Source organism: Paenibacillus sp. GL_099_B (genome assembly GCF_057835695.1).
Genome location: NZ_CM174430.1, coordinates 1,887,548 through 1,910,911 on the forward strand (window position 1 = coordinate 1,887,548; position 23,364 = coordinate 1,910,911).

General features: G+C 45.2%; 19 protein-coding genes. 12 read left to right on the forward strand and 7 right to left on the reverse strand.

All coding sequences use genetic code 11. The annotated features are described in order from the left end of the window. Positions 1-554: 554 nt before the first annotated feature. Positions 555-3,428 (forward strand): 2-oxoglutarate dehydrogenase E1 component, encoded by a 2,874-nt coding sequence (locus tag AC3ITG_RS08875; RefSeq protein WP_489253514.1) that lies wholly within the window; start codon positions 555-557, stop codon positions 3,426-3,428. 5 nt (positions 3,429-3,433) lie between these two features. Beyond that, complete coding sequence (gene odhB / locus AC3ITG_RS08880) at positions 3,434-4,711, forward strand: 2-oxoglutarate dehydrogenase complex dihydrolipoyllysine-residue succinyltransferase (RefSeq protein ID WP_489253515.1); 1,278 nt, start codon at positions 3,434-3,436, stop codon at positions 4,709-4,711. 127 nt (positions 4,712-4,838) lie between these two features. On the opposite strand, the gene AC3ITG_RS08885 is transcribed toward odhB, so the two are convergent. The 4 genes from AC3ITG_RS08885 to mnmL form a co-directional block, all read right to left on the reverse strand. Next, positions 4,839-5,816 carry an alpha/beta fold hydrolase gene (locus AC3ITG_RS08885; protein ID WP_489253516.1) on the reverse strand — a complete coding sequence of 326 codons (978 nt, stop codon included), beginning with the start codon at positions 5,814-5,816 and terminating at the stop codon, positions 4,839-4,841. 83 nt (positions 5,817-5,899) lie between these two features. Continuing rightward, positions 5,900-6,877 carry a type I phosphomannose isomerase catalytic subunit gene (locus AC3ITG_RS08890; protein WP_489253517.1) on the reverse strand — a complete coding sequence of 326 codons (978 nt, stop codon included), beginning with the start codon at positions 6,875-6,877 and terminating at the stop codon, positions 5,900-5,902. A 187-nt stretch (positions 6,878-7,064) separates the two neighbouring features. Next, positions 7,065-7,649, reverse strand: coding sequence for a tRNA 5-(aminomethyl)-2-thiouridylate-methyltransferase MnmM (gene mnmM / locus AC3ITG_RS08895; protein ID WP_413376790.1), 585 nt, complete (start codon positions 7,647-7,649; stop codon positions 7,065-7,067). Position 7,650: 1 nt separating this feature from the next. Further along, a complete protein-coding gene (mnmL, locus tag AC3ITG_RS08900) occupies positions 7,651-8,604 on the reverse strand; it encodes a tRNA modification radical SAM protein MnmL/YtqA (protein ID WP_489253518.1) in 954 nt (317 codons plus the stop codon). Positions 8,605-8,876: 272 nt separating this feature from the next. On the opposite strand from mnmL, the gene AC3ITG_RS08905 reads away from it, so the two are divergent. Together AC3ITG_RS08905 and trmB are read left to right on the forward strand one after the other, a co-directional pair. Next, on the forward strand, positions 8,877-9,077 hold the full coding sequence (locus AC3ITG_RS08905) for a hypothetical protein (RefSeq protein ID WP_062320234.1): 201 nt from the start codon (positions 8,877-8,879) through the stop codon (positions 9,075-9,077). Between the two features lie 152 nt (positions 9,078-9,229). Then, positions 9,230-9,979, forward strand: coding sequence for a tRNA (guanosine(46)-N7)-methyltransferase TrmB (trmB, locus tag AC3ITG_RS08910; protein ID WP_489253519.1), 750 nt, complete (start codon positions 9,230-9,232; stop codon positions 9,977-9,979). Between the two features lie 116 nt (positions 9,980-10,095). Here trmB and AC3ITG_RS08915 read toward each other — a convergent pair whose 3' ends face one another. Beyond that, a complete protein-coding gene (locus AC3ITG_RS08915) occupies positions 10,096-12,342 on the reverse strand; it encodes an AraC family transcriptional regulator (RefSeq protein WP_489253520.1) in 2,247 nt (748 codons plus the stop codon). 400 nt (positions 12,343-12,742) lie between these two features. On the opposite strand from AC3ITG_RS08915, the gene AC3ITG_RS08920 reads away from it, so the two are divergent. From AC3ITG_RS08920 to AC3ITG_RS08930, 3 genes are all read left to right on the forward strand, one after another. After that, a complete protein-coding gene (locus AC3ITG_RS08920) occupies positions 12,743-13,648 on the forward strand; it encodes an ABC transporter permease (protein ID WP_489253521.1) in 906 nt (301 codons plus the stop codon). A gap of 89 nt (positions 13,649-13,737) precedes the next feature. Next, entirely contained in the window at positions 13,738-14,577 is an 840-nt protein-coding gene (locus AC3ITG_RS08925; protein WP_489254444.1) for a carbohydrate ABC transporter permease, read from the forward strand. Between the two features lie 107 nt (positions 14,578-14,684). Beyond that, positions 14,685-16,238: an ABC transporter substrate-binding protein gene (locus tag AC3ITG_RS08930; protein ID WP_413376798.1), complete on the forward strand. Its 1,554-nt coding sequence runs from the start codon at positions 14,685-14,687 to the stop codon at positions 16,236-16,238. Positions 16,239-16,321: 83 nt separating this feature from the next. Here the strand turns inward: AC3ITG_RS08930 and AC3ITG_RS08935 are convergent, their stop codons facing one another. Then, the gene (locus AC3ITG_RS08935; RefSeq protein ID WP_413376800.1) at positions 16,322-17,470 is read right to left on the reverse strand and encodes an MGDG synthase family glycosyltransferase; all 1,149 of its coding nucleotides are present in this window, start codon (positions 17,468-17,470) and stop codon (positions 16,322-16,324) included. A 50-nt stretch (positions 17,471-17,520) separates the two neighbouring features. Further along, positions 17,521-18,048 carry a phosphatase PAP2 family protein gene (locus AC3ITG_RS08940; RefSeq protein ID WP_109999523.1) on the reverse strand — a complete coding sequence of 176 codons (528 nt, stop codon included), beginning with the start codon at positions 18,046-18,048 and terminating at the stop codon, positions 17,521-17,523. A 714-nt stretch (positions 18,049-18,762) separates the two neighbouring features. On the opposite strand from AC3ITG_RS08940, the gene AC3ITG_RS08945 reads away from it, so the two are divergent. The 5 genes from AC3ITG_RS08945 (at position 18,763) to AC3ITG_RS08965 (ending at position 23,089) form a co-directional block, all read left to right on the forward strand. After that, positions 18,763-20,001 (forward strand): glycosyltransferase family 2 protein, encoded by a 1,239-nt coding sequence (locus AC3ITG_RS08945; protein WP_413376802.1) that lies wholly within the window; start codon positions 18,763-18,765, stop codon positions 19,999-20,001. 312 nt (positions 20,002-20,313) lie between these two features. Beyond that, positions 20,314-20,808, forward strand: a complete 495-nt coding sequence (infC, locus tag AC3ITG_RS08950) for a translation initiation factor IF-3 (RefSeq protein WP_024628309.1) — start codon at positions 20,314-20,316, stop codon at positions 20,806-20,808. Between the two features lie 24 nt (positions 20,809-20,832). Then, positions 20,833-21,033: a 50S ribosomal protein L35 gene (gene rpmI, locus AC3ITG_RS08955; RefSeq protein WP_062320217.1), complete on the forward strand. Its 201-nt coding sequence runs from the start codon at positions 20,833-20,835 to the stop codon at positions 21,031-21,033. Between the two features lie 77 nt (positions 21,034-21,110). Continuing rightward, entirely contained in the window at positions 21,111-21,470 is a 360-nt protein-coding gene (gene rplT / locus AC3ITG_RS08960; protein WP_017689664.1) for a 50S ribosomal protein L20, read from the forward strand. Positions 21,471-22,048: 578 nt separating this feature from the next. Continuing rightward, the gene (locus AC3ITG_RS08965) at positions 22,049-23,089 is read left to right on the forward strand and encodes a BMP family lipoprotein (protein WP_489253522.1); all 1,041 of its coding nucleotides are present in this window, start codon (positions 22,049-22,051) and stop codon (positions 23,087-23,089) included. The last annotated feature ends 275 nt before the right edge of the window (positions 23,090-23,364 follow it).

Genomic DNA, 23,364 nt, shown 5'->3' on the forward strand with positions numbered 1-23,364 from the left:
AATACCAAGCCAAATGGTTAATATTTATCTTGACGGTTTGTTTTTGGACATTATGGACCACAATTCTAAATAAGGAGGCTGCAAATCGGGCGAAACCTGAAAATGTGCAGAAACCATCGTAGGATAAGCGATTAACAACAAAACGCCATACAATCAGAGCACATTTGTGGGTCGGAAATGTTCCAATTATTCGATTCATCTAATTTATGCATCAATTGAACTAAAAATAGGAAATGCTCCTGAGCGTAAAAGTTTATAGAATAGATATTAGAACACGGACTTCACTTGAAAAAGTTGAGGAAGGTGTAACCCTCGAACGGATCAGGACAGTATTCGACATCTGTGCGACGGTATATACAATCATCAGTTTACTATGATTTTGAAAACGCAGACAAACCTTGACGGGAGCGTCGGAACAACGTTACTACCACCAACAGCACGATTATTGGACTTCATGAAAAATTTAGCTTAAAATGTTGAACGAACGCAAATTACGGCTTAGTCAATGATTTCCGTCAAAAACTTATGACTAAATCAAGACGGAGGGAACGTCGATGACGATCGAGGAAGGCAACAAGAAACCCTGGGAAAGTTACTATGGCCCGAATATGGGATACGTACAGGAACAATATGAATTATACTCCCAAGACCCAGGTGCAGTTACACCGGCTTATCGTGAATTATTTGAACAATGGGGTGCACCGCCGATGTCTGGCAGGGATGCACATACAGCCTCGTATTCTGGCAACGCCCAAAAGGCTTCCGGAAGCGTGGATATTCAACTATTACAGAAAGCGGTTACAGCAGGGAAACTGGTAATGAATATTCGTACCTATGGTCACCTTGCGGCCGATATTGATCCCCTTGGAATCAGTGAAGATTCAGATACTTCTTTGCTTGAACCGAAGCATTTTGAATTGAACGAAGAAGATTTGAAAGCTCTGCCAGCTTCCCTGATCTGGGAAGGTGCAGATGGACAGACGGTAACAGGATTGGATGCCATCCAGCGCCTGCGGCAAATATATACTGGTCCTATCGCTTATGAATTCAGCCATGTGCATGAAGTTCATGAGCGGGAATGGCTGAACCGCCGTGCAGAATCTCGTACTTCGCCGGCACCGCTTAATCCAGAGGAGCGTAAAGCTTTGCTGGAACGTTTGGTTGAAGTGGAGCAATTTGAAGATTTCCTCCACAAAACATTTGTTGGGCAAAAACGTTTTTCCATTGAAGGTAACGATGTGCTTGTCCCTATGCTGGATGAAGCAGTCCGAATTATGGCACACGCAGGTTCCAGCCATATTTTGATGGGGATGGCTCACCGTGGTCGTTTGAACGTACTTGCTCATGTACTGGGCAAGCCGTATAGCAAAATTTTCTCCGAATTCCATCATTCTCCGAACAAGGATTTGGTTCCTTCCGAAGGGTCAACAGGAATCAATTACGGTTGGACGGGGGATGTCAAATATCATCTGGGTGCAAACCGTTATGTAAAAGACGGCGAAACAGTACAAGCGCGTCTTACGCTCGCAAATAACCCAAGTCACCTGGAATATGTAAACCCAGTTGTACAGGGTTTTGCACGTGCAGCACAGGACGACCGCCGTGATCCGGGATATCCGAAGCAGGATGTAACCAAAGCAGCAACTATTCTGATGCATGGTGATGCGGCTTTCCCTGGGGAAGGTATTGTAGCAGAAACGCTCAATTTCAAAGCATTGCCTGGTTACCAAAATGGCGGAACGATTCATATTATTGTGAACAACCGTCTTGGATTCACAACAGACAGCAGCGATTCACGCTCAACGTATTATGCGAGTGACCTTGCCAAAGGATATGAAATTCCGATTGTGCATGTCAATGCTGACAATCCGGATGCATGTATCGCAGCTATTCGTATGGCAGCAGAATACCGTAACCTGTTCAAAAAGGACTTCCTGATTGACCTGATCGGTTACCGTCGTTATGGTCATAACGAAACGGATGATCCAGAAACAACACAGCCGACTGTGTATGACAAAGTAAAAGCTCATCCAACGGTTAGTCACTTGTACCAGGATCATCTGAAAGAGGAATCGGTTATCGACGATGCCTCCATCAACAGCATTCGTGAAGCTGTGACGAGCCGCTTAAAAGAAGCATATGAGCAGATGAAGAACAATGAAGTACATGAATATTACCAACGTCAAATTAGCGAGCCAGAAGCCGTTTCGATTATTCCAACTGCGGTACCATTGGAAAATCTGCGGACAATTAACGCCGATTTGCTGAAATGGCCAGAGAATTTTAATGTGTATCCGAAGTTGCAGCGTATTTTGCAGCGCAGAAGCACATCTCTGAACGAAGGCGAGAAAGTAGACTGGAGTCTTGCAGAGACGCTTGCGTTTGCTACCATTCTTGCGGATGGCAAACCAATCCGGATCAGTGGACAGGATGCAGAGCGTGCAACGTTTGCCCATCGGAACCTGGTGTTGCATGACTCCGAGAACGGTGCGAAATTCTGCCCACTGCATCATCTGCCACAGGCAAGAGCATCTTTTGCCATCTACAACAGTCCGTTGTCTGAGGAGTCCGTTGTTGGTTTCGAATACGGATATAACGTCTATTCACCAGATACGCTTGTAATCTGGGAAGCACAATTCGGAGACTTTGCCAACTGTGCACAGGTTATTTTTGACCAATTCGTATCTGCCGGCCGTGCCAAATGGTCACAAAAATCCAGTCTGGTCATGCTGCTCCCGCATGCGAACGAAGGTCAGGGACCTGAGCATACAAGTGCTCGTCTGGAACGTTTCCTGCAGCTTTGTGCAGAAGACAATATGACCGTTGCGAATTTGACAAGTGCATCGCAATATTTCCATCTGTTGCGTCGTCAGGCTTCGTTGACTGAAACGGAAGATGCTCGTCCGCTCGTTATGATGTCGCCGAAAAGTCTCATTCGTAATCCTCGTGTCGCTTCACCTGCAACAGAGTTCAGCGAAGGCAAGTTTGAGCCTGTGCTTGAGCAAGCAGGATTGGGCACAAAACCGGATCGCGTAGAGCGCATTGTTTTGTGCAGTGGTAAAATCGCTATCGATCTGGAAGATGCTTTTGAGAAAGATAAAGCAGATTGGTCTTGGCTTCACATTATTCGTGTCGAACAGCTGTATCCGTTCCCGGCGGAAGAAATCAAGCGTGTACTTGCACGTTTCAGCAAGCTGAAAGAGCTGGTGTGGGTACAGGAAGAAAACAAAAACATGGGTGCCTGGACATACATGGAGCCTCGTCTTCGTGAAATCGCGCCAGAAGGAACAACCGTTAAATACGAAGGTCGCCCGGAACATGCGAGTCCTTCCAGCGGTTATCAACTTGTGCATGGCATGGAACAGCAACAGATCATTACATCCGCATTGAAGCAAACGACGAAGAATAATATTCCACTGGGGAGGTAACAGCTGTGAGTGAAATTAAAGTACCTGCAATGGGTGAGTCGATAACGGAAGGAACCGTATCCAGATGGCTGGTAAAAGAAGGCGAAACCGTTAATCAGGGTGATGTTCTTCTGGAACTGGAAACGGATAAAGTAAATATCGAGATCAGTGCTGAAGAGAGCGGTGTTCTTGAGAAAATTGTTCGCCAGGAAGGCGAGACTGTAGAAATCGGTGAAACGATTGGAACACTCTCGGCAGGAACTGGAGGGGGAAGCGGCGCGCCCGCTTCCCAACCAGCAGCGACGGAGCAGAAACAAGCAGCTGCTCCTGCACCGGAAACCGCAACTCCGCCGCCAGCACCCGTTGCTGCAGCACCGGAATCTTCGGATAGCAGCTCGAAGACAGCTTCACCGTCTGCTCGTAAACTTGCACGTGAGCGTGGTATTGAGCTGGATCAGGTACAGAGCAAGGATCCGATTGGCCGGGTTTATCAGGATGATGTGAAAACTCACAGCACGCAGGCTGCCGCTCCTTCAGCGCCTCCTGCTAAAGCTCCCGCTGCAGCACCTAGTGCTCCGGCAGCAGGTGGCTCCACGTATACCAAACCAGTAGAGCGTCAACGTATGTCCCGTCGTCGTGCTACCATTGCGAAACGCCTGGTAGAAGCACAGCAGACTGCAGCGATGTTGACTACGTTTAACGAAGTGGATATGACGGCAATCATGGATGTTCGTAAACGTCGTAAGGACAAGTTCAAAGAGAAACATGAAATCAATCTCGGGTTCATGTCCTTCTTCACCAAAGCAGTTGTAGGCGCACTGAAAAAGTTCCCAACCATTAACGCGGAAATTGATGGCGAAGATGTTGTACTCAAAAAGTACTATGATATCGGTATTGCGGTATCTGCCAAAGAAGGCCTTGTCGTACCGGTTGTACGTGATGCAGATCGTCTTGGCTTTGCTGAGATCGAGAAAAGCATTGCTGACCTGGCGTCCAAAGCGCGTTCCAACACGCTGGCATTGTCTGATCTGCAAGGAGGAACCTTCACCATTACCAATGGCGGAACGTTTGGCTCCCTGTTGTCCACACCAATTTTGAATACACCTCAAGTAGGTATTCTGGGTATGCACAAAATCCAGCTTCGTCCAGTAGCGATTGATGCAGAGCGGATGGAGAACCGTCCGATGATGTATATCGCCCTGTCTTACGATCACCGTATCATTGATGGTAGCGAAGCCGTACGTTTCCTCGTGACGGTGAAAGAATTGCTTGAAGATCCAGAGTCTTTGCTGATCGAAGGGTAATCCATAACGCTTAACATTAAATTGCCATCTTATAAATAAAAAAAGTAAAGCCCCTGAACGCGGAGCACAGTGTATGCTGTGCACCCGTTCAGGGGCTTTCGTCATTGTATAAGTAATTTGTATCGCATTATACGGAATCGGAGGTTTCTACATGTACTGTGGAATGATGGGCACTGCAGTCGGGCGTATGCCTCTCCAGCCACTCCATGACATGCCCTGCAACCTCAGTCCGATTCGTCTCATGCAGCATTTCGTGGCGTCCCCCCGGATAGAGGCGGTATTCAATATCCTCAAGCTGAAGCTCCCGATATTGGGAGACCAGGTTAAGCACTCCTTTGCCATGAAGTCCCACTGGATCTTGTTCACCCGAGAACAGATATACAGACTTATCCTTGGGAATACGTTTCATGTTGCGTGGCAAGTGAATGTCCAACAGCAGTTTGAAAAAGTCACGGAAAAAACCTGCGGAGCAGACGGCTCCACACAAAGGGTCATCAATAAACCGCTTGACCTCCTCGGGGTCCCGAGACAGCCAATCAAACGGCGTTGTTGCCGGACGGAAAGAACGATTGAATCCGCCAAATACGAGCGCATTAAGCAGCATACTTGGATGACCAGTCCCCTGAATGCCACACTGCAAGAAAGCCAGTTTCTCTCCAATACGAAGAAGACCACGTTTGCCATTGGTACCGGACAAAATAAATGCATGGTAACGTTCGTGGCCAGCATACATTAGATGCTGTACCAAAAACGACCCCATGCTATGCCCCATCAGAAAGAGGGGCATAGCAGGGTTTTCTTTGGCGGCAACTTCGCCCAGATTCATCATGTCACTCGCCATCCAGCGGAAAGCATCGACGCCGGCATTACCCAACAAATTCGAGTTTTCTACCGTTTTCCCATGACCACGATGATCATTCGCGTAGACCGCGTAGCCGTGCGTGGTGAGATGTTGGGCAAATTCAGCATATCGGGCAGCAGTCTCGCTCATGCCATGTGCAATCTGGACCACACCTTTGATGTTGCACTCCGGATCGGGAAGCCAGCGGTACACATGAATACGGGTACCTTCATCGCCAATCAGGCTAAAGGTAGATTCCTGCATCTCGTGTAAATCCTCCTTCACAGGTCACATTAAAGCCAGTTCAATTCAGGGAAAGTACCTTGAATAGATATTTGATTACTCGATTAAGGCAAATAAGAACGAAGAACAGTAGTGTTACCATCCAGCGTATAGGAGCCCAGGTTGGCAGGCAGTAAGTAACATTGTCCAGCTTCCAATTCAATTTTATCCGATTCCGCGTTATCCCACTCCAGCGTTCCGCTACCTTCACAGACCACAAGAATAGTGAAGCTTTCAGTACTTGTAGAGAGCTCCCAACGTTCTGTAACAACCCCTTTTTCCACTACAAAATAAGGGCATTCCGCAAGCTTCAGCCACTCACCTGGAGTTGCGTTGTTGGTTTTCATCGTCGTGGCGCCAGCACCCTCATAAGCCGTTACATTCAATGAATCTTCAACATGCAGCTCGCGTGGTTTGCCATCCAGGCCTGGACGATTATAATCGTAAATCCGGTATGTTGTATCCGAGTTTTGCTGAATCTCAGCAACAACGACACCTGCGCATAGAGCGTGTACCGTTCCCGCAGGGATAAAGAATGTATCTCCAGCCTCTACAGGTACTTGACGAAGGGTATCCATGACGGTACCATTCTCCAGCGCTTCCTTCAGTACTTCACGATTAACGCCTTCATTCAAACCGTAGATGATATGTGCTCCTGGTTTGGCATCCAGCACATACCACATTTCCGTTTTGCCAAGCTCGCCAGGAGGGAGCGCTTCGTAATCATCTGTTGGATGAACTTGTACGGACAGATCATCGTTACAGTCAAGCAGTTTGATCAGAAGGGGGAATCGTCCGCCCTTTTCCGAAACTCCTTTGGTTCCAAGCCATGCTGTGCCTAGTTGTTCACGAACTTCATCGAGGCCCTTTCCAGCAAGTGGTCCATTTAATACCTTGGTTGTACCATTGGGATGATCCGCAATCATCCAGCCTTCTCCTATATGTCCTTCAGGTGGTGTCAGGCCGAATTGCTCCAGCGCGCGACCTCCCCATACACGTTCTTTGAACTCTGGTTGAAATTGAAGTGGGTATGGCGTAGGCATTCCTAATCTCTCCTCTAGTATATGAAATGGTGGATCGCTTTAATCAATCATGACCGCGTATGCGGCATGAATGTAACAGTGAATACGGTTGCACATCTTTATGTAGAACACAAAATGCATAAATTGCACCCAAAGAGTGCTTTGTTGCGATTGTGTCTAGTTTATTGCATTTGTGGATTAAAGGAAATTATTTTTTCTCAATGCCAATCAGAAAAGGGGAGGCATCACGCTGCAATTGGCGGTAAATCACCACTTGTGCCTGCTCTACAGGCAGAGCAGAGGACCACTCCAATACCGCATCCGCTTCCTGTGATCCTCCATCATGACCTGGATACAGCACAACGGTAATAATGCCTCGTGGCTTGAGCAATGCCAGTGCAGCCTGGAGGGCAGCAATAGTACTGTCTGTTTCCGTAATTATGGTGGAGTCCGCACCTTCTGAAGGCAGGTACCCCAGGTTGAACATTACAGCACCGACATTACCCTGCCATGTTTCAGGAACGGCCTCAGCCATTCGATCATGGCTTAATTGAAGCATGGAGATGGAGCCCAATTTGGCGCTGTCCTCTTGTTTGCGAATACGGGCTTGTGCCAAGGTAAGTGCCTCGCTCTGAATATCGAAACCAATGACTTGACCACGTTTACCAACTTTTTGTGCCAGAAACAGAGTGTCGGCTCCCGTTCCTACCGTTGCATCAATAGCTAAATCTCCAGGCTGTAGACGGGAAGAAATCCATTGATGGGCACAACTTAAAACCGAAAGAAAGCCCATCTTAAGCACCCCTCCAGTATTTTCCCTGCCAGGAATCCCGTTCACGCAGCTCACGATCAATGGAATTCAACACTTTCCATTTGTTCATGGACCACATCGGCCCAATCAGCAAATCACGCGGGGCGTCTCCTGTAAGGCGGTGTACAATCATTTCGGGTGGCAGCATCTCCAGCGTATCGACGATCAGTTTAATGTACTCGCCTTGTTCCAGGAAACGAAGAAGCCCGGCTTCATACTGCTTCACCATTGGCGTTTTGCGCATCAGATGAAGTAGATGAATTTTGATCCCCTGTACATCCATGTTGGCAACAGCCCGTCCGGTATCCAGCATCATTTCATGGGTTTCCTGCGGCAGTCCGTAAATAATATGTGTACACACCCGAATATTCCGTTTGCGTAGCTTCGCAACGGCTTCCTCATAACAATGAGTATCATGCGCACGGTTAATTAGGGTTGACGTGGACTCGTGAATGGTTTGCAGACCCATCTCAACCCATAGGTAGGTGCGTTCATTCAATTCAGCCAAGTAATCAACGACGTCATCCGGTAAACAGTCAGGGCGAGTGGCGATGGACAGTCCCACGACACCGGGCTGCTTCAAAATTTCTTCAAAGTATTCACGCAGTTCTTCAACGGGTGCGTATGTGTTCGTATAGGCTTGGAAATAGCCAATGTAGTGAGCTGTAGGCCATTTCAGATGCTGTTTATCCCGAATGGTATTAAATTGGGTGACCAAATCATCCCGTCTGCTACCGGCGAAATCACCCGATCCACGAGCGCTGCAAAATGTACAACCCCCTTTAGCGATAGACCCATCTCGGTTGGGGCAAGTGAAACCCGCATCCAGCATCACTTTGAAAACCTTATTGTTAAATTCGTCTCTCATTTCGTAATTCCAGGTATGGAATCGTTTATCTCCCCACAGAAGAGGAGGTTGTAATGAAGGTGCATTCATCTTCAGGGTACTCCTTTGGCTTACCTAATGGCTTGCTTATTATATTACCGAATTCGACTCTTTTTGAACTTTTACCATTGTATCAAAAAACTCAAAAAAAGGGGAATCTAGTCGCAAAAATAGGCCGTAGAAACGAGGTTTTATCCTTGCTATAGTTTACACATTATGTTATATTTAAACCAGCGTCAGACACCATCTAATGGGTACTATTCATCATAGCATTTGAATCAATGTTGACGTCATGGACCATACTATACCGTGAGGTGATATGAATGAATTCCCAAGTTAAAAATAATGATCTTCATCATGTTTCTGTAGAACTGACGGCAGAAGAAGCTCTGGCTTTGACAGGTGTTCGTTTCAATGGCAATCCGAAAGTGAAAGCGGCTGCAAGACAAAAAGTTCGCGATGCTTTCGAAAAGACATTTGATTTTTCACACCAAGATAAGGTAGACTATGAACTATTAAAGTAGTTGGACCCCAATTCCAAATAAATCGAAGAGGGAATCTTTGAGATTTGCCCCAAAGTGGCAGATCCGAAGATTCCTTTTTCATTGCTCTTTACAATTAGCCAGTTCTTCGGCAAAATGATTCTGAGACAAGTATGGATAAACGGAGGAATAAGATGCGTTTACGTGGCAGAAAAGGGATTCGGGAAAATCTGGAGCAACAAGTTGATCTCGTTGTTCTTGATCCCAAACAGTACAAAGGAAAATGGTCTGAACTGTTTGGCAATGACCATCCGATCTTTGTGGAATTTGGCATGGGTAAAGGTCAATTTATCAGCCAAATGAGTTATAAATATCCGGAATTTAATTTTATCGGTATTGATATGTACGACGAGCTGGTGCGTCGTGCCAGTGAGAAGGCCCGCAATGCATGGAGTCAGGCAGAAGTGGAAACACCGCCCAACCTGAAGCTGGCGCTGGCCAATATCGAACAGATTGAAGATGTATTTGAACCGGAAGAACTGGAACGGATTTATCTGAACTTCAGCGATCCTTGGCCGAAAGCCAAGCATGCACGTCGTCGTTTGACACATCCACGTTTCCTGAAGAAATATACGGAACTGCTTAACACAAAAGGACAGATTCATTTCAAAACAGATTCGGAGACATTGTTTGATTTCTCTCTCAATGCGATTGCCGACTTTGGTCTGCAAATGACCAATTTGTCTCTGAACTTGCACCGCGATGGATTGAATGAAGAGCATGTTATGACAGAGTATGAGCAGAAATTCATGGGCAAAGGCATGAACATTCACCGGGTTGAAGTCATCGTTGGTGAAGAGGCCTTGCGCGAGTATCAACAAATCCGCTTGGACAAGTATAAAGTTCGGGAAGCTGCGGACGAGTCTGGCGAAGATCAAGAGTAATATTATAAAAAAGCGTGATATGCATCTGGCTACCAGACTCTCATATCACGCTTTTTTTGCTATTTTCGATGAACTAAACCTCATGACGTCACTTGTGGACGTTCGTTTTATTTCTGCTAAAGCTCCGAATGAAGCTCCTTACGCCGATAATCGTTGGGAGTGACCCCGTTGAATTTTTTAAACATCCGATAGAAATAAGAACTGTTGGTGAATCCGGTTTGCTCGGCAATATCAGCTACGGAGTTTTCTGTCTCAATGAGCAGATATTGCGCTTTGGCTATGCGGGTCTCGTTAATGACATCGGTTAGTCCTTTTAACGTTAGTTGTTTATAGAGTCTACTGACATAGATGGGTGACATGGCTAGTTCATCCGCAATTGAGGTCAGACAAAGATTGGTGTTTGCGTAATCTCGTTCAATAATGCAGTTAATTTTGCGAATGAGTTCTTCATGTTTGAGCGTTCGTTTTTCCTCTACTTTGGATCCAAGCTCATCGAACATGCGGTAGAAGTGTGCGTGAACTTCACTGAGATCCTCAGCATCATGGATCGGCAGCATTGAACGGTCGGAGATGGATTCAAGTGTAAGCTGGTTGTTCTTTTTGAGTGTGTTTCTCACATGATTTAGAGTCATGGTCAGATGGGATAGAGCCAGTTGAAATACGGTAAATGGATATGTTGCCGTTTCGCTCACGATGTCTGCATAGACCTGTTTGGCTTCGCCTGTCTTGCCTGTCATCAGGCAATCAATCAACTGTCTCTCTTTTCCAACAGGGAAAGCATACTCTTTGGCATGGTACGCCATGATGTCCGAGGTATAAATCAGGCAGCCCGGACCCATGAACAAACGATGAAGCGATGCTTCTGCTGATCGGGTATAAGAAGCAATACTGTTTTCCAGTGAATCTTCCGCTGGCCCGATAGTAAATGAAATGGAACATCTTAGATGTGTCATCACGGCAGCCTGCATCATGCGCAACAGCTCCTCAATGGAGCTATACTCATAATCAGCTTCTTCTTGAATTTTATCATTAAAGATAAGTGTGATCAGATCGCCGCCCATATCCACAGCTTCGGTGTAGTAGTAGAGGTCAGCCGTTTCCGTGCAAATGTTCATCATTGCATATTTTATAAGTTGGACTTCATCCCGGTAGGTATCGCTGAAATCGGTAAAATGATCAATACGAAGCAGTACCAGTCTGGTTAGACGATGAACATCAACAGAAGAGCCATAGAACTTCATTCGTTCCTCCAGCATGCCTCCCGTTACCGTTTCCCGTCCTTGCAAAGCCCCGCGCAGAAAGTCCTGTCGCAAAAGATGCAGACTGCCACGACGCTCCGCTTCCATCACACGCATACGGACAAGCACTTTATCAATGGGATGATATAGCTTCCGGGACACGAGGTAGGATAAGAGCACTCCCGCAATTAATAGCCCAAGACAAAACAGAACAGTGTGTGTTCGCATATTACGAATATCTGCTGTAATCAGGTCATAAGGCGTGATTCGTACATAGCGCCACCCGAGATTGTCAGGAGCGGTGTAGGTAATAAGTGACCTTTTTCCATCAACCTCTGCGGTAAAGTAGGCGGACTGCTCCTTGTTTTCCAGGATTGGCTGCATAAACGTTTCATTGGACAAATCTTTCATCAGCGCACGATTGCTGAAATCGGACAATAACTGTCCCTGTTCATTGATAATAAACGTTTTCCCTGGCTGATCGACTGAGTTCATATTGGGGCTGAGCCAGTCGTCCTTAATATTTACGACAACCGCATAATTCAGTGTGGCATTGTCATTGATCGTGTCATAACAGAGGTACGTATAGCTGCTGACCTGAGTTTCCTCGGTCGAGCCAACTTGGTATGTACGCGGAATGGGGACAAAAGGCTTGTAGTCATGGAACCTGTCGAGGATACTTGTAATCCCTTGATCGTCAATTTCAGAAATGGACTGTTGTCCATTGCGAACTTCATTGGAGCTGATAAAGAACTCATCATTTTTGGAGTTATATACATAGATGGATTCGATAAAAGGGAGGGACATGCGATAGTTGTCGAGTTGTTCCATCGCTGACGTAATTTCATAGATACTCGGATTCGAATAGAGCAGCAGGGCAGAGATGGTGTAATCCTGATAAATCTGATAAGACAGTGATTTGGCGGTCTCGGTCATCTTGGAGACTTCCCGACTGGTCTGGGTAAGACTATTCATATCTGTTCGGTAGACCTGGCGAAGGGCAATACGATTATAGTTGACGTACAAAATGGTAGAAGCCACAAGCAAGGTGGCAACGGTGCTAACAATTATGCCGATGAGAATCCGTGCAAACACCTTCTGACTGTCCTCTGAACGTTTACGCATGACCTTTCCTCCCGTGGGCCTCCTGTTTTGGATGAACAAAGTTAGACTTCATAGCGAAGGATAAGACTTCATATATGGGCGTGGTGAATCACGGATGTATCTTGAATTATATATTATGTATGCGTTTACATCAACGAAGAACGGCTGCTATGCCCGATTTCCTTAGCTAAAGTTCAACTTTCGCTGTATTGTTCACTAGGTTCAACCTATGCACGATATCAACTTTTGTGAACGCTCAGGCATTCATTTCAGTGTTCGTTCATATTGTTCATATTCCGTTTCGCAGAATCGTTCATGATCCGGCCGGATGATTCAGTATCCGGTAGCGCTTAGGGCAACTACAATAAAAACAGAGCTCCACTGCGCGCCGAGCCGTAAGAAATTCGGGAGGGATCGAGCCATGCTCAAAGAATTGAACAAAAATAAAATTATGTTCCTGATGCTGCTGCCTACACTGATCTTTTTTCTGATTAACTCGTATTTTCCGATGGTCGGCATCTATTATGCGTTTACCCGCTATGATTTTGAAGGTGGTTTGTTCGGCAGCCCATTTGTGGGACTGGAGAACTTCAAGTTTCTTTGGCAATCAGGAATGCTGCTGAAGCTGACAACCAACACAGTGGGGTACAATCTGGCCTTCATTATATTGGGAAACGGGCTAGCGATCTTCTGTGCAATTTTGCTCAGTGAAATTCGGGGGAAAGTGTTTAAGAAAATTACGCAGTCGGTCATGTTTTTACCTTATTTCATCTCGTTTGTACTATTAAGTGTAATCGCTTACAACATGTTTAACTATGAATCTGGTTTCGTGAACACGGTACTCAAACGTTTCGAGGCGGGGCCTATTGATATTTACAACACACCCTGGATATGGGTGTTCCTGATCATCATTTTTTATCTGTGGAAAAATCTTGGGTACAGCATGGTCATCTACCTTGCAGCCATTACAGGTATCAGCGATGAGTATTACGAGGCCGCCCGGATTGACGGGGCCAATATCTTTCAGCGCATTTGGTACATCACCCTACCGATGCTAAAACCGACCTTTGTTATTCTGTTGTTATTCTCGCTCGGGAGCATTATGAAGGGACAGTTTGATCTCTTTTACCAACTCATTGGAAACAACGGTGTCTTATATAACGCTACAGATATCATCGATACGTATGTGTATCGTTCTCTGAAAGTGACGTTTGATATCGGAATGGCTACCGCGGCGGGTCTGTATCAATCGCTGTTCGGTTTTATCCTGATCATGACCGTCAACTATATCATCCGTAAAGTGAATGAGGACTACGCCTTGTTCTAAAACGCCTATAGGCAGAAGGGAGACCTACTATGCACACGCGTACCCGAGATACAGAATTCACCTTGTTGTTTCAAATCATCGCTTACAGCATGATCCTGATTCTTTCCTTAATCTGTATCATTCCATTTCTTTTGATTTTATCCGGCTCATTCAGCAGCAACGAATCCATTGTAAGAGATGGGTATCACCTCTTTCCAACCAATTTTTCCTTGGAAGGTTACAAGATGGTGTTCAAATTTCCGACCCAGGTGCTCAAAGCTTATGGCGTGACGGTCTTTACAACCGTTGTGGGTACGGCCCTTGGACTATTTCTCATTACGATGGCGGGATTTGTACTGCAACGCAAAGATTTCAAGTACCGGAACGCTTTCTCATTTTTCATCTACTTTACAACCCTCTTTGGCGGGGGATTGGTTCCTTGGTACATCATGCTTGCAAATTATTTCAATCTTACGGACACGTATACGGTGTTGATTTTTCCGGGACTGATGACGCCTTTTCTCATTATCCTAATGAAAAACTTCATTCGTTCAGCCGTTCCGGATGAGCTGATTGAGTCAGCTAAAATCGATGGAGCGAATGATTTCCGCATTTACTTTAGCGTAGTACTGAAACTGGCGATGCCCGGCATTGCCACTGTAGGGTTATTTCTGGCACTGGGGTATTGGAATGACTGGTTCACGTCATCCTTGTTCATTAACAACCCGGATATGTACCAGCTGCAATTCTATTTGTATAACACCATGAACACGATTACCTTCATTGACCAGATGGCGATTGGTACCGGCATAACTCTTAGCCAGGATGTACCTACCGAATCGACCAAAATGGCAATGGCTATTGTGGTTACTGGCCCCATCTTGTTCCTGTATCCATTTGTGCAGCGGTACTTTGTCAAGGGTCTTACCATTGGTGCGGTGAAAGGTTAGAACGTGCACGCGCTGTGGGTGCAGATGGCGGGATAACTGTCTATCCGTCTGCGTCTGAATCATGGCGAGTCTGCGCTAACATATAAGGTTGACCACAAAAAGGGAGGATGCGTATGCGTAACAAAACAATTCGGCACCTGTCTATGGTACTTGCCCTGATGTTGTTTGCCGGGGTGCTTGCCGCATGTAATAACGGTTCGGGGGGATCTGCGCAAGGAAGTGAGCAGGGAGGTTCTTCTGAAAACAAAGGGGAGAAGGTAACACTGCAATTCTACATGCTTGGTGATGCCCCCAAGGATCTGCCTGCGATTGAGTCGGAAATCAACAAGCTGGCTGAGGCAGATCTGAACGTCAATGTGAAATTTAACTATACCTCCTGGACAGACTGGGACCAGAAATACAAACTGCTGCTGTCCTCCGGTCAACCGATTGATCTGATCTTTACCGCGGATTGGACGTTCTACCAGTCTTATGCGAAAAAAGGAGCATTCCTGCCTCTGGATGAACTACTGCCTAAGGCAGCACCAACGCTCAAAGCTTATGTACCTGATGACATGTGGAACGCGGTAAAAGTTAACGACAAGATCTATACTGTACCATCGACATGGACTGAATATGTTACTGAGGGTATTGCGTACCGTGAGGATTTGCGTGAGAAGTACAATCTGCCCAAACCGGAATCTCTGGAGACACTCGAAGCCTATCTGGAGGGAATCAAAGCCAATGAACCGAATATGATTCCAATCGCGGATAGTAATGCGAACCATACCCATGGTATTCGACAATTGACATCCAAGCTGGTGAATACGGCCGGTCAGCTCCCTTATGGTCTGGATATCATGTATGATACACCATCCAATATCAATTCCTACTGGGGATCTGCACAGCATCTGGAAGACCTGAAAACGTACAAACGTTGGATGGACAAAGGCTTTTTCCCGAAAAACGTGCTGAATGTAAAGGATACGTCCAACTCATTGCTGCAAAATGGCAAATCGGCTGTTGTACTGTCGGGTGAGAATCCGAACAAATTTAATGCGGATGTGATCAAGGTCCAGTCCACTCACCCGGATTGGAAGCTCGGTTATTTCCCTTACCCGAATGCAAAAGGGGTTGCACAACCAGTTCACCCGATCCACAATGGTTTTGCAATTCCACGCAGCAGCAAAAACCCGGAGAAAGCACTCGCATTCTACGAGAAACTGGTTACCGACAAACGTTACAACTGGCTTACCGAATATGGTGTGGAAGGCAAAAACTTTGAAGTTCAAGACGGTTATTATAAAATGGTGGGCGATGCCCAGACCAATGGGTTCCCGCGTGAAGGCATGAATGGCTGGGCTTGGCGTAACCCGGAATTCATGCTCTATGATAAGAGCTTTGATGATGTGCTGGCTATTTTCAAAGAGCTGGATAAAATGAAAAAGCCGGATATCTTTACCGGATTTGCTGAGGATTGGACGCCATACCAAGCTGAGAAAGCTGCACTGGAGCAGGTAGAGAAGCAGTATCTCTATCCGTTGAATGTGGGATTGGTGGAGGATGTAGAAGCGGGTCTGAATACATTTATGGAAAAAGCCAAACAGGCGGGCCTTGAGAAGATTCAGAGTGAGTATACCAAGCAGTGGCAGGATTACTTGAAGTCTGCTGGTATTCAATAGTTTGCACTTTTCTTCATATTAAAAAAAGGTGCCTTCGATTCGAAGGCACCTTTACTGTGTACATGCGGGCTTGTTTGAAGCCGTCACAGTCTGGCTTGGTCTGCCGAGTAGGGACGCAGGTCCAGAAGGTCGATAATACTCTGTGCGCTCTGCATGGGGTGATACTTGGCAATCTGCGCCATGTGACGTTTGCGTTTGCGAACAATGTCAGGGTAGTTATGAAGCAGTTTATTCATCCATTTTACAACAACGTCAAGGGAAGTAATGGGTTCCCCCAAACCTCGTGCGGTGAAATACTGAACATTTTCTTCTTCCTGGCCCGGTATGGGATTATGGAACAACATGGGGATTCCCTTTGCCAACCCTTCACTGCATGTCATTCCGCCAGGCTTGGTGATCAGGAGGTCAGATACTTCCATTAATTTGTCCACTTCATTGGTGTACCCGATGATATGGATATTATCTTTTTGATACAACGGATTTTGTTCCATGCTGATTCGGCTTTTGTCATTGCGGCCAAGACAGAAAATAATCTGAACATCCTCATGCCAGCGTGTCAATAATTGGTTAACCACTTCATCACTAAGCATTCCCCAGCCACCGCCCATCACAAGCACAGTAGGCATGTTCTTTAAATTGAATTTGCCTCGGATCTCCTCCCGCCCGGGATGTTCCCAGAAGTTGGGGTGGATCGGAATGCCAGTAACCCGAATTTTGTCTAAAGATACACCTCGCAGCATTAATTTGGACTTTACCTCATCTGTAGAAACAAGATACAGGTCCACTTCTGGGCTAATCCATGTCCCGTGGGCGTCATAATCGGTGATGACTGTACAAAGTGGAACCTGCACACCCAGACGTTTCAGTCTGGATATGACAGCACTGGGAATTGGGTGGGTGCATACAATAACATTCGGACGAAGCTGACGCACAATACTGCGTGTATGGGTATAAAACAGTTTATGCAACGCGAGTGTAGTCAGCCGGTTCAAGGATTTTTTATATTGGTGCCTGTATACATACCCGATGAGCTTGGGCTGATTAATGACCGTTTTTTTGTACGCTGTAATAATGAGTGGCGCAACTCTGGGGTTCAGAAAACTTCCCAGCTCAAGCACTTTGGTTTGCACATTCGGCGAAAGTTTTCGCAAACTGCTGGACAGCGCATAAGCGGCTTGAGTATGACCAGCGCCAAAGCCTTCAGATAATAGTAATACTCTTTTTTTCTCCACGCTTGCTTCACCTGTTCCTGCTAGGTTTTCCTTAGTCTAACATATTCACATTATGTCCATAAAGCAACTGTTGCAAGTGCGACTAAAGTACCGATAGTAGCGCCTGCGAGCACATCTGAGGGATAGTGTAACCCCAGGTAAATTCGTGAAAATCCGACAATTAATGCAACAGGGAGTAACAACAGCAATAGGAACGGCTCCATTGCCATAAAAGGAACCGTAACCGAGAATACCGCAGTAGTATGCCCTGAAGGGAACGAATGGTCCGTCAGGGGGTTGCGGAACGTAATCGTATCCGGTAGGGCCAGATAAGGCCGAATGCGCGGATACAGTTTTTTGGCGATTGCTACGGGAATGTGGCTAACGGCCAGAGCGATGCATGCCTGAAGTCCTGTTGTACTCCAAGGAGCGGGAGCCAGTAGCCAGATTAGTAAGGATACTGCAATAGAAGAAGTTGCTCCGCCCAGATGGGTGAAATAATACAGCCAAAAGTTCATAAATCGATTATGAAGTCGACCATTAATCCACATAAATACATTTCGATCATACTCTTGAAACTTTACGAATAAACGGCTCATATTGGCCTCCTGCCAGTCAGGCCCCATGTTGGCGGCAATATTTCCGGTAAATTGCTGTGTCCGGTTTCGTCCTGATTTAGTATATAACCGTTTTTTCGTGAACTTGAGGTTATTTCAGGTATATGTTTATCATATTTTTAAATGTTGTCCTTTTCAAGAAGAACACATGTGAAGAAGGTAAAATTCATGTTAAAGAGTGGATATACACCCAACTTAACTTTTTGACTCGGACGATCTAAAAAAGATACAATGATTCAACATGGCTGAAATGTGGTTAAAAAAATGTGAGTTTAAGACTGAACTTTTTGAGGTCTGTTTACGTTATTTGATATAGAGCCTCTGTCGATATGTATCAGCCTGATGAAAAAAGCAGGGACTTTAGAAATAAAAATCAAGTAAACGGCTGAAAATAAGATATAACAGGCATGAATGCGAGGTTGGAGTATCACGAGGTGCCTATTCAGCGTTTAAAGTTCACATTTCTGCTTCAGGAAGTGGAATTGCGGTTTTGACAAATGGCTGAAAAGAATACAAAATCGATAAAGCAGCCAACTGGCATCAACCATGCTTGAATCATTGTCTGAAATATTTGCGTAGTAAACCAAAGAACAGGGTCATATTCTGCGCATCACAAAAAAAATAAAAAGTGCAGAATCCGGGAAGAGAAACGTTTTAAGTAATCTGGTTTTGAAAAAAAGGGGGTAACAGAGAACGATGTTGGACGCTATATTCGTCACGATGCAGGTCATTCTGGCACTGCTAGCCGTGTACCAATTCACGTTTTCGCTGTTCGGTCTGATTAAGAAAAAGAAAAAGAAACATTATCCGGCGACAAAATCATTCGCTGTACTCGTCGCAGCACACAATGAGGAACAAGTTATTGGTGCCTTGATGGAGAACCTGAAACAATTGGATTACCCGGAAGATCTGTATGATGTGTTTGTCATTTGTGACAACTGTACGGATGGAACGGCTCAAATTGTAAGACAGCATGGATTGAATGCTTGTGTACGTACGAATGCTGATCTCAGAGGTAAAGGGTATGCCATCGAATGGATGCTTAAATACTTGTGGAAATTGCCACGTCAGTATGACGGGGTTGTCATGTTTGACGCGGATAACCTGGTTGACCGTAACTTCTTGCTCGAGATGAATGACGACTTGTGCAATGGTTCGCGTGTAATTCAAGGATACATTGATACCAAAAATCCGGAGGATTCCTGGATCACTGCAGCATATGGCGTATCTTACTGGTACATCAACCGTCTGTGGCAGTTGTCCCGTCATAATCTGAATATGGCGAATTTCCTCGGAGGTACTGGAATGTGCTTCGAGACCAACCTGCTCAAGGAAATTGGTTGGGGCGCTACAAGTCTGGTTGAGGATTTGGAGTTTACGATGCGCAGTGTTCAGCGTAATGTATATCCTGTCTTTAACTATGATGCCAAAGTATTTGATGAGAAGCCATTAACCTTTAAAGCTTCAGCAAGACAACGTCTTCGCTGGATGCAAGGTCACTTTACGGTTGCGCGTAGATATTTCTTCCCACTGCTGTGGCAGAGTATCAAGGAAAGAAGCTTGGTGAAATTTGACCTTGCTGTGTATGGAGCAAACGTGTACGTTGTTTTGCTTACGTTCCTGATGACAGCTGTCCTGTGGGTGGATACAGCGATATTCAGTGGTCCTCATATCGCAAACATATACGGGTACTTCCCGCTTTGGGTAGGATTCCTAGCGATTGGTCTGAACGTCCTGACATTCTTGTTGTCCATGGCGCTGGAAAAGGTTACGTTTGCCAAAGTGTATCTGTACCTGATCTTGTTCCCGATTTACCTTCTTTCATGGTATCCAATTACGTTCTACGCGTTCTTTACGCAGAACAACAAACAATGGAGCCATACCCAACATACACGTGTTGTACGTTTGGATGAGGTACAGAGTAAGCAGGGATAATGACTGGTCGACTTGGATGAAAGCATGTCTGTAAAAAAAATATTGTAGAGACGTTGACAATAGTTTTACAGGATGTTATAGTATTCAAGTGCGTTAAATGAATAGCTATGGAATCACAAGTAGAAGTCCGACTTCTCACCTGATCAACAAACATGTTGGCTGGTCAACGATCCCAATAATTTATGAAGTGTTTACTCATGAAGAATTGTGTTGATTACAGGGATGTCGGTAGCTTAACCGGCATCCCTTTTATTTTTGTGTAACAGGATATTCAAAATGACCTGGAGGTGGACGGTTATTAGTAAAGATCACATGATTAATGATGAGATTCGGGCGAAGGAAGTACGCCTTGTCGGAGCTGAAGGAGAACAAATTGGGATCACGCCGATTCGGGAAGCACTTCAAATGGCGATTGACCTGAACTTGGACCTGGTCAATGTGGCACCACAGGCTAAACCGCCGGTATGCCGCATCATGGACTATGGCAAATTCCGCTATGAGCAACAAAAGAAAGACAAAGAAGCCCGTAAGAACCAGAAAATTGTTGACATTAAAGAAGTATGGTTCCGTTCCAATATTGAGGAGCATGATTATCAAACGAAGCTTCGTAATGTAGTTAAGTTCTTGAAAGAAGGCGACAAGGTAAAATGTTCCGTTCGTTACCGCGGACGTGAAATTGCGCATGCCGCCATTGGTCAACGGATTTTGGAACGCGTTAAGGTGGAGGTTGCAGAACTTTGCACCATCGAACGTCAACCAAAATTGGAAGGCCGCAGTATGATCATGATTCTGGCTCCTAAAGCCTGATAACATTGGAGGAGGAAACACAAAATGCCTAAAATGAAAACACACAGCAGTTTGAAAGGACGCTTCAAAATTACCGGTTCCGGTAAAGTCCTGCGTTACAAAGCTCACAAAAACCACTTGCTTTCCCACAAATCAAAACGTGCTAAGCGCGTTCTGAACGGCAACCCAGTTATGGCTGCCGGGGACGTAAGACGTTTGAAACAAGGTCTGGCTAACTTGAAATAGTAAATCCGTATGGGGGATCGGCTTAGGCCGTACACATACCACGGATACATTTAATATTTATTGGGAGGTTCTTTAATATGGCAAGAGTAAAAGGCGGTTTTGTAGTACGTCGTCGTCATAAAAAGGTTTTGAAACTGGCAAGAGGTTATTTCGGTTCCAAACACCGTATTTTTAAAACAGCTAACGAGCAAGTAATGAAATCCCTGGTATACGCATATCGTGACCGTCGCAACACAAAACGTAACTTCCGCAGACTGTGGATCGTTCGTATCAATGCTGCAGCACGTATGAATGGTTTGTCTTACAACAAACTGATCCATGGATTGAAACTTGCTGGAGTAGACATGAACCGCAAAATGTTGGCTGATCTGGCCGTTAACGACATCAATGCGTTCAACTCTTTGGCTACTGTAGCTAAAGGCAAAATCAACGCTTAAAATTGTTTATGCAAGCCGCCGTACCTATGGCGGCTTTTTTTACGGCTTAAAGATTGATCTAATCAAAAGAGCCGTTTGTGCGAAACGAATATGCTGCAGTCTGTAAGGACACAATGAAAGCATATAACGGGTGAATAACAGGCTATGGTAATACATAAAATACGAACGGTGAAATAATGCAAACGAAAACAGGTTAATTCCACTTCTTGCTAGGAAGTGTGATAAGTTTTTGTTATATAACATCACATCGTTGTAACGTTAGTGTGTTAAATCGTTAAAATATTAAGCGCTTTCAATAAAAAAAGAGCAAAAATAAGTGAGATTTGGTGATGAAACATCTGGATTTTACCACGGGTTGAATGTATAATCACCTCTAGTAGGCTAGTCCTAAAATTTTCTCTTCAAGTCATAATGTTCGGTTTTTCGACAGGTGACACAATCGTTAAGGGGTAAGAATACGCTTTTAATGTCGAAGAAACCATACATTCTGCATAAAAGCCATATTATCGATCTGTTGATCCGTTCCATTTTGGCCTGGACTGAAATTAGGTATATATCATTAAGGGGGAACAAGAGAAATGAAAAAGATGCTCAGCTTGTCTTTGGTCATGTTGCTGGCAGTATCGGTTATGCTCGCAGGTTGCGGTAGCAAACCGAAAGAGGAAACAAATGCCGGAGGAACTACAGGTGGCGAAAACACTGAAGCTAAATCCGATTTGAAAATCGGTATGGTTACTGACGTGGGTGGAGTTAACGACAAATCGTTTAACCAATCCGCTTGGGAAGCGCTGCAAGCAACTGAAACTGAAACAGGTGTAGCTGTTAAATACCTGCAAAGTAAATCCGATGAAGAGTACATTCCAAACCTGAACGAGTTCGTTAAAGGTGGATATGATCTGACTTGGGGTATCGGTTTCCAATTGGCTGATGCGATCAAGACTGTAGCTGAACAAAATCCTGATTCCAAACTCGCGATCATCGACAGTGTTGTTGATGTTCCTAACGTTAAATCGGTAACATTTGCTGAAGAAGAAGGTTCTTACTTGGTAGGTGTTGTAGCTGGTCTGACAACTAAATCGAACAAAATTGGTTTTGTTGGCGGTATGGAAAGCCCACTGATCAAAAAGTTTGAAGTAGGTTTCAGAGAAGGCGTTAAAGCTGTTAATCCTAATGCTGAATTCATTCCGAACTACACAGGTGCATTTGATAAGCCTGATCTGGGTAAAGCAGCAGCAACAACACTCTACAACAAAGGCGTAGATATCATTTTCCACGCTTCCGGTGCTACTGGTAATGGTGTGTTCAAAGAAGCAATCGCTCGTAAGGAACAAGGTCAAGACGTTTGGGTTATCGGTGTAGATAAAGACCAATCCCTGGAGTTTGGTGATGATGTAACACTGACTTCTATGATCAAAAAAGTTGACGAAGCTGTTAAGCGCGTAAACCAAGAAATCATCGATGGAACATTCAAAGGCGGAGCTGAGAATCTGACTTTGAAAGAAAACGGTGTAGGTATCGCTGATACTTCTACGAAAAATGTTTCTGCTGATACACTTGCAAAAGTGGACGAGTACAAAGAAAAAATCATCAACGGCGAAATCAAAGTTCCTACAGAGTAATCTGATTCTGCCTGTAAAAATGAATAATCATCGAGGCCGGTCTTGACCGGCCTTATGATTGTCAGAGCAGGAAAATTTGCTCAGGTCATCATAACAATTGTACAAGCTATGTAGTACGTGCTTGGGGATTAGCCCACGGCAAAAGCAAGAAGACTTCGTATCAACGCTCCGGTAGGAGCTTTTCTTAAGATTATGGAATGCAGAAGTTTCGGGTGAAACTGAAGGATTCGATGATCCTAAGAAAAATTACCGCTAAAACGCGGTCATCTTCCTTG

Excerpts from the sequence above, each read along its gene's own strand:
- AC3ITG_RS08875 (WP_489253514.1), top strand. The coding sequence starts at position 555 with ATGACGATCGAGGAAGGCAACAAGAAACCCTGGGAAAGTTACTATGGC.
- AC3ITG_RS08885 (WP_489253516.1), bottom strand. The coding sequence starts at position 5,816 with ATGCAGGAATCTACCTTTAGCCTGATTGGCGATGAAGGTACCCGTATT.
- AC3ITG_RS08890 (WP_489253517.1), bottom strand. The coding sequence starts at position 6,877 with ATGCCTACGCCATACCCACTTCAATTTCAACCAGAGTTCAAAGAACGT.
- mnmM (WP_413376790.1), bottom strand. The coding sequence starts at position 7,649 with ATGGGCTTTCTTTCGGTTTTAAGTTGTGCCCATCAATGGATTTCTTCC.
- mnmL (WP_489253518.1), bottom strand. The coding sequence starts at position 8,604 with ATGAATGCACCTTCATTACAACCTCCTCTTCTGTGGGGAGATAAACGA.
- AC3ITG_RS08905 (WP_062320234.1), top strand. The coding sequence starts at position 8,877 with ATGAATTCCCAAGTTAAAAATAATGATCTTCATCATGTTTCTGTAGAA.
- trmB (WP_489253519.1), top strand. The coding sequence starts at position 9,230 with ATGCGTTTACGTGGCAGAAAAGGGATTCGGGAAAATCTGGAGCAACAA.
- AC3ITG_RS08915 (WP_489253520.1), bottom strand. The coding sequence starts at position 12,342 with ATGCGTAAACGTTCAGAGGACAGTCAGAAGGTGTTTGCACGGATTCTC.
- AC3ITG_RS08920 (WP_489253521.1), top strand. The coding sequence starts at position 12,743 with ATGCTCAAAGAATTGAACAAAAATAAAATTATGTTCCTGATGCTGCTG.
- AC3ITG_RS08925 (WP_489254444.1), top strand. The coding sequence starts at position 13,738 with ATGATCCTGATTCTTTCCTTAATCTGTATCATTCCATTTCTTTTGATT.
- AC3ITG_RS08930 (WP_413376798.1), top strand. The coding sequence starts at position 14,685 with ATGCGTATGCGTAACAAAACAATTCGGCACCTGTCTATGGTACTTGCC.
- AC3ITG_RS08940 (WP_109999523.1), bottom strand. The coding sequence starts at position 18,048 with ATGAGCCGTTTATTCGTAAAGTTTCAAGAGTATGATCGAAATGTATTT.
- AC3ITG_RS08945 (WP_413376802.1), top strand. The coding sequence starts at position 18,763 with ATGTTGGACGCTATATTCGTCACGATGCAGGTCATTCTGGCACTGCTA.
- infC (WP_024628309.1), top strand. The coding sequence starts at position 20,314 with ATGATTAATGATGAGATTCGGGCGAAGGAAGTACGCCTTGTCGGAGCT.
- rpmI (WP_062320217.1), top strand. The coding sequence starts at position 20,833 with ATGCCTAAAATGAAAACACACAGCAGTTTGAAAGGACGCTTCAAAATT.
- rplT (WP_017689664.1), top strand. The coding sequence starts at position 21,111 with ATGGCAAGAGTAAAAGGCGGTTTTGTAGTACGTCGTCGTCATAAAAAG.
- AC3ITG_RS08965 (WP_489253522.1), top strand. The coding sequence starts at position 22,049 with ATGAAAAAGATGCTCAGCTTGTCTTTGGTCATGTTGCTGGCAGTATCG.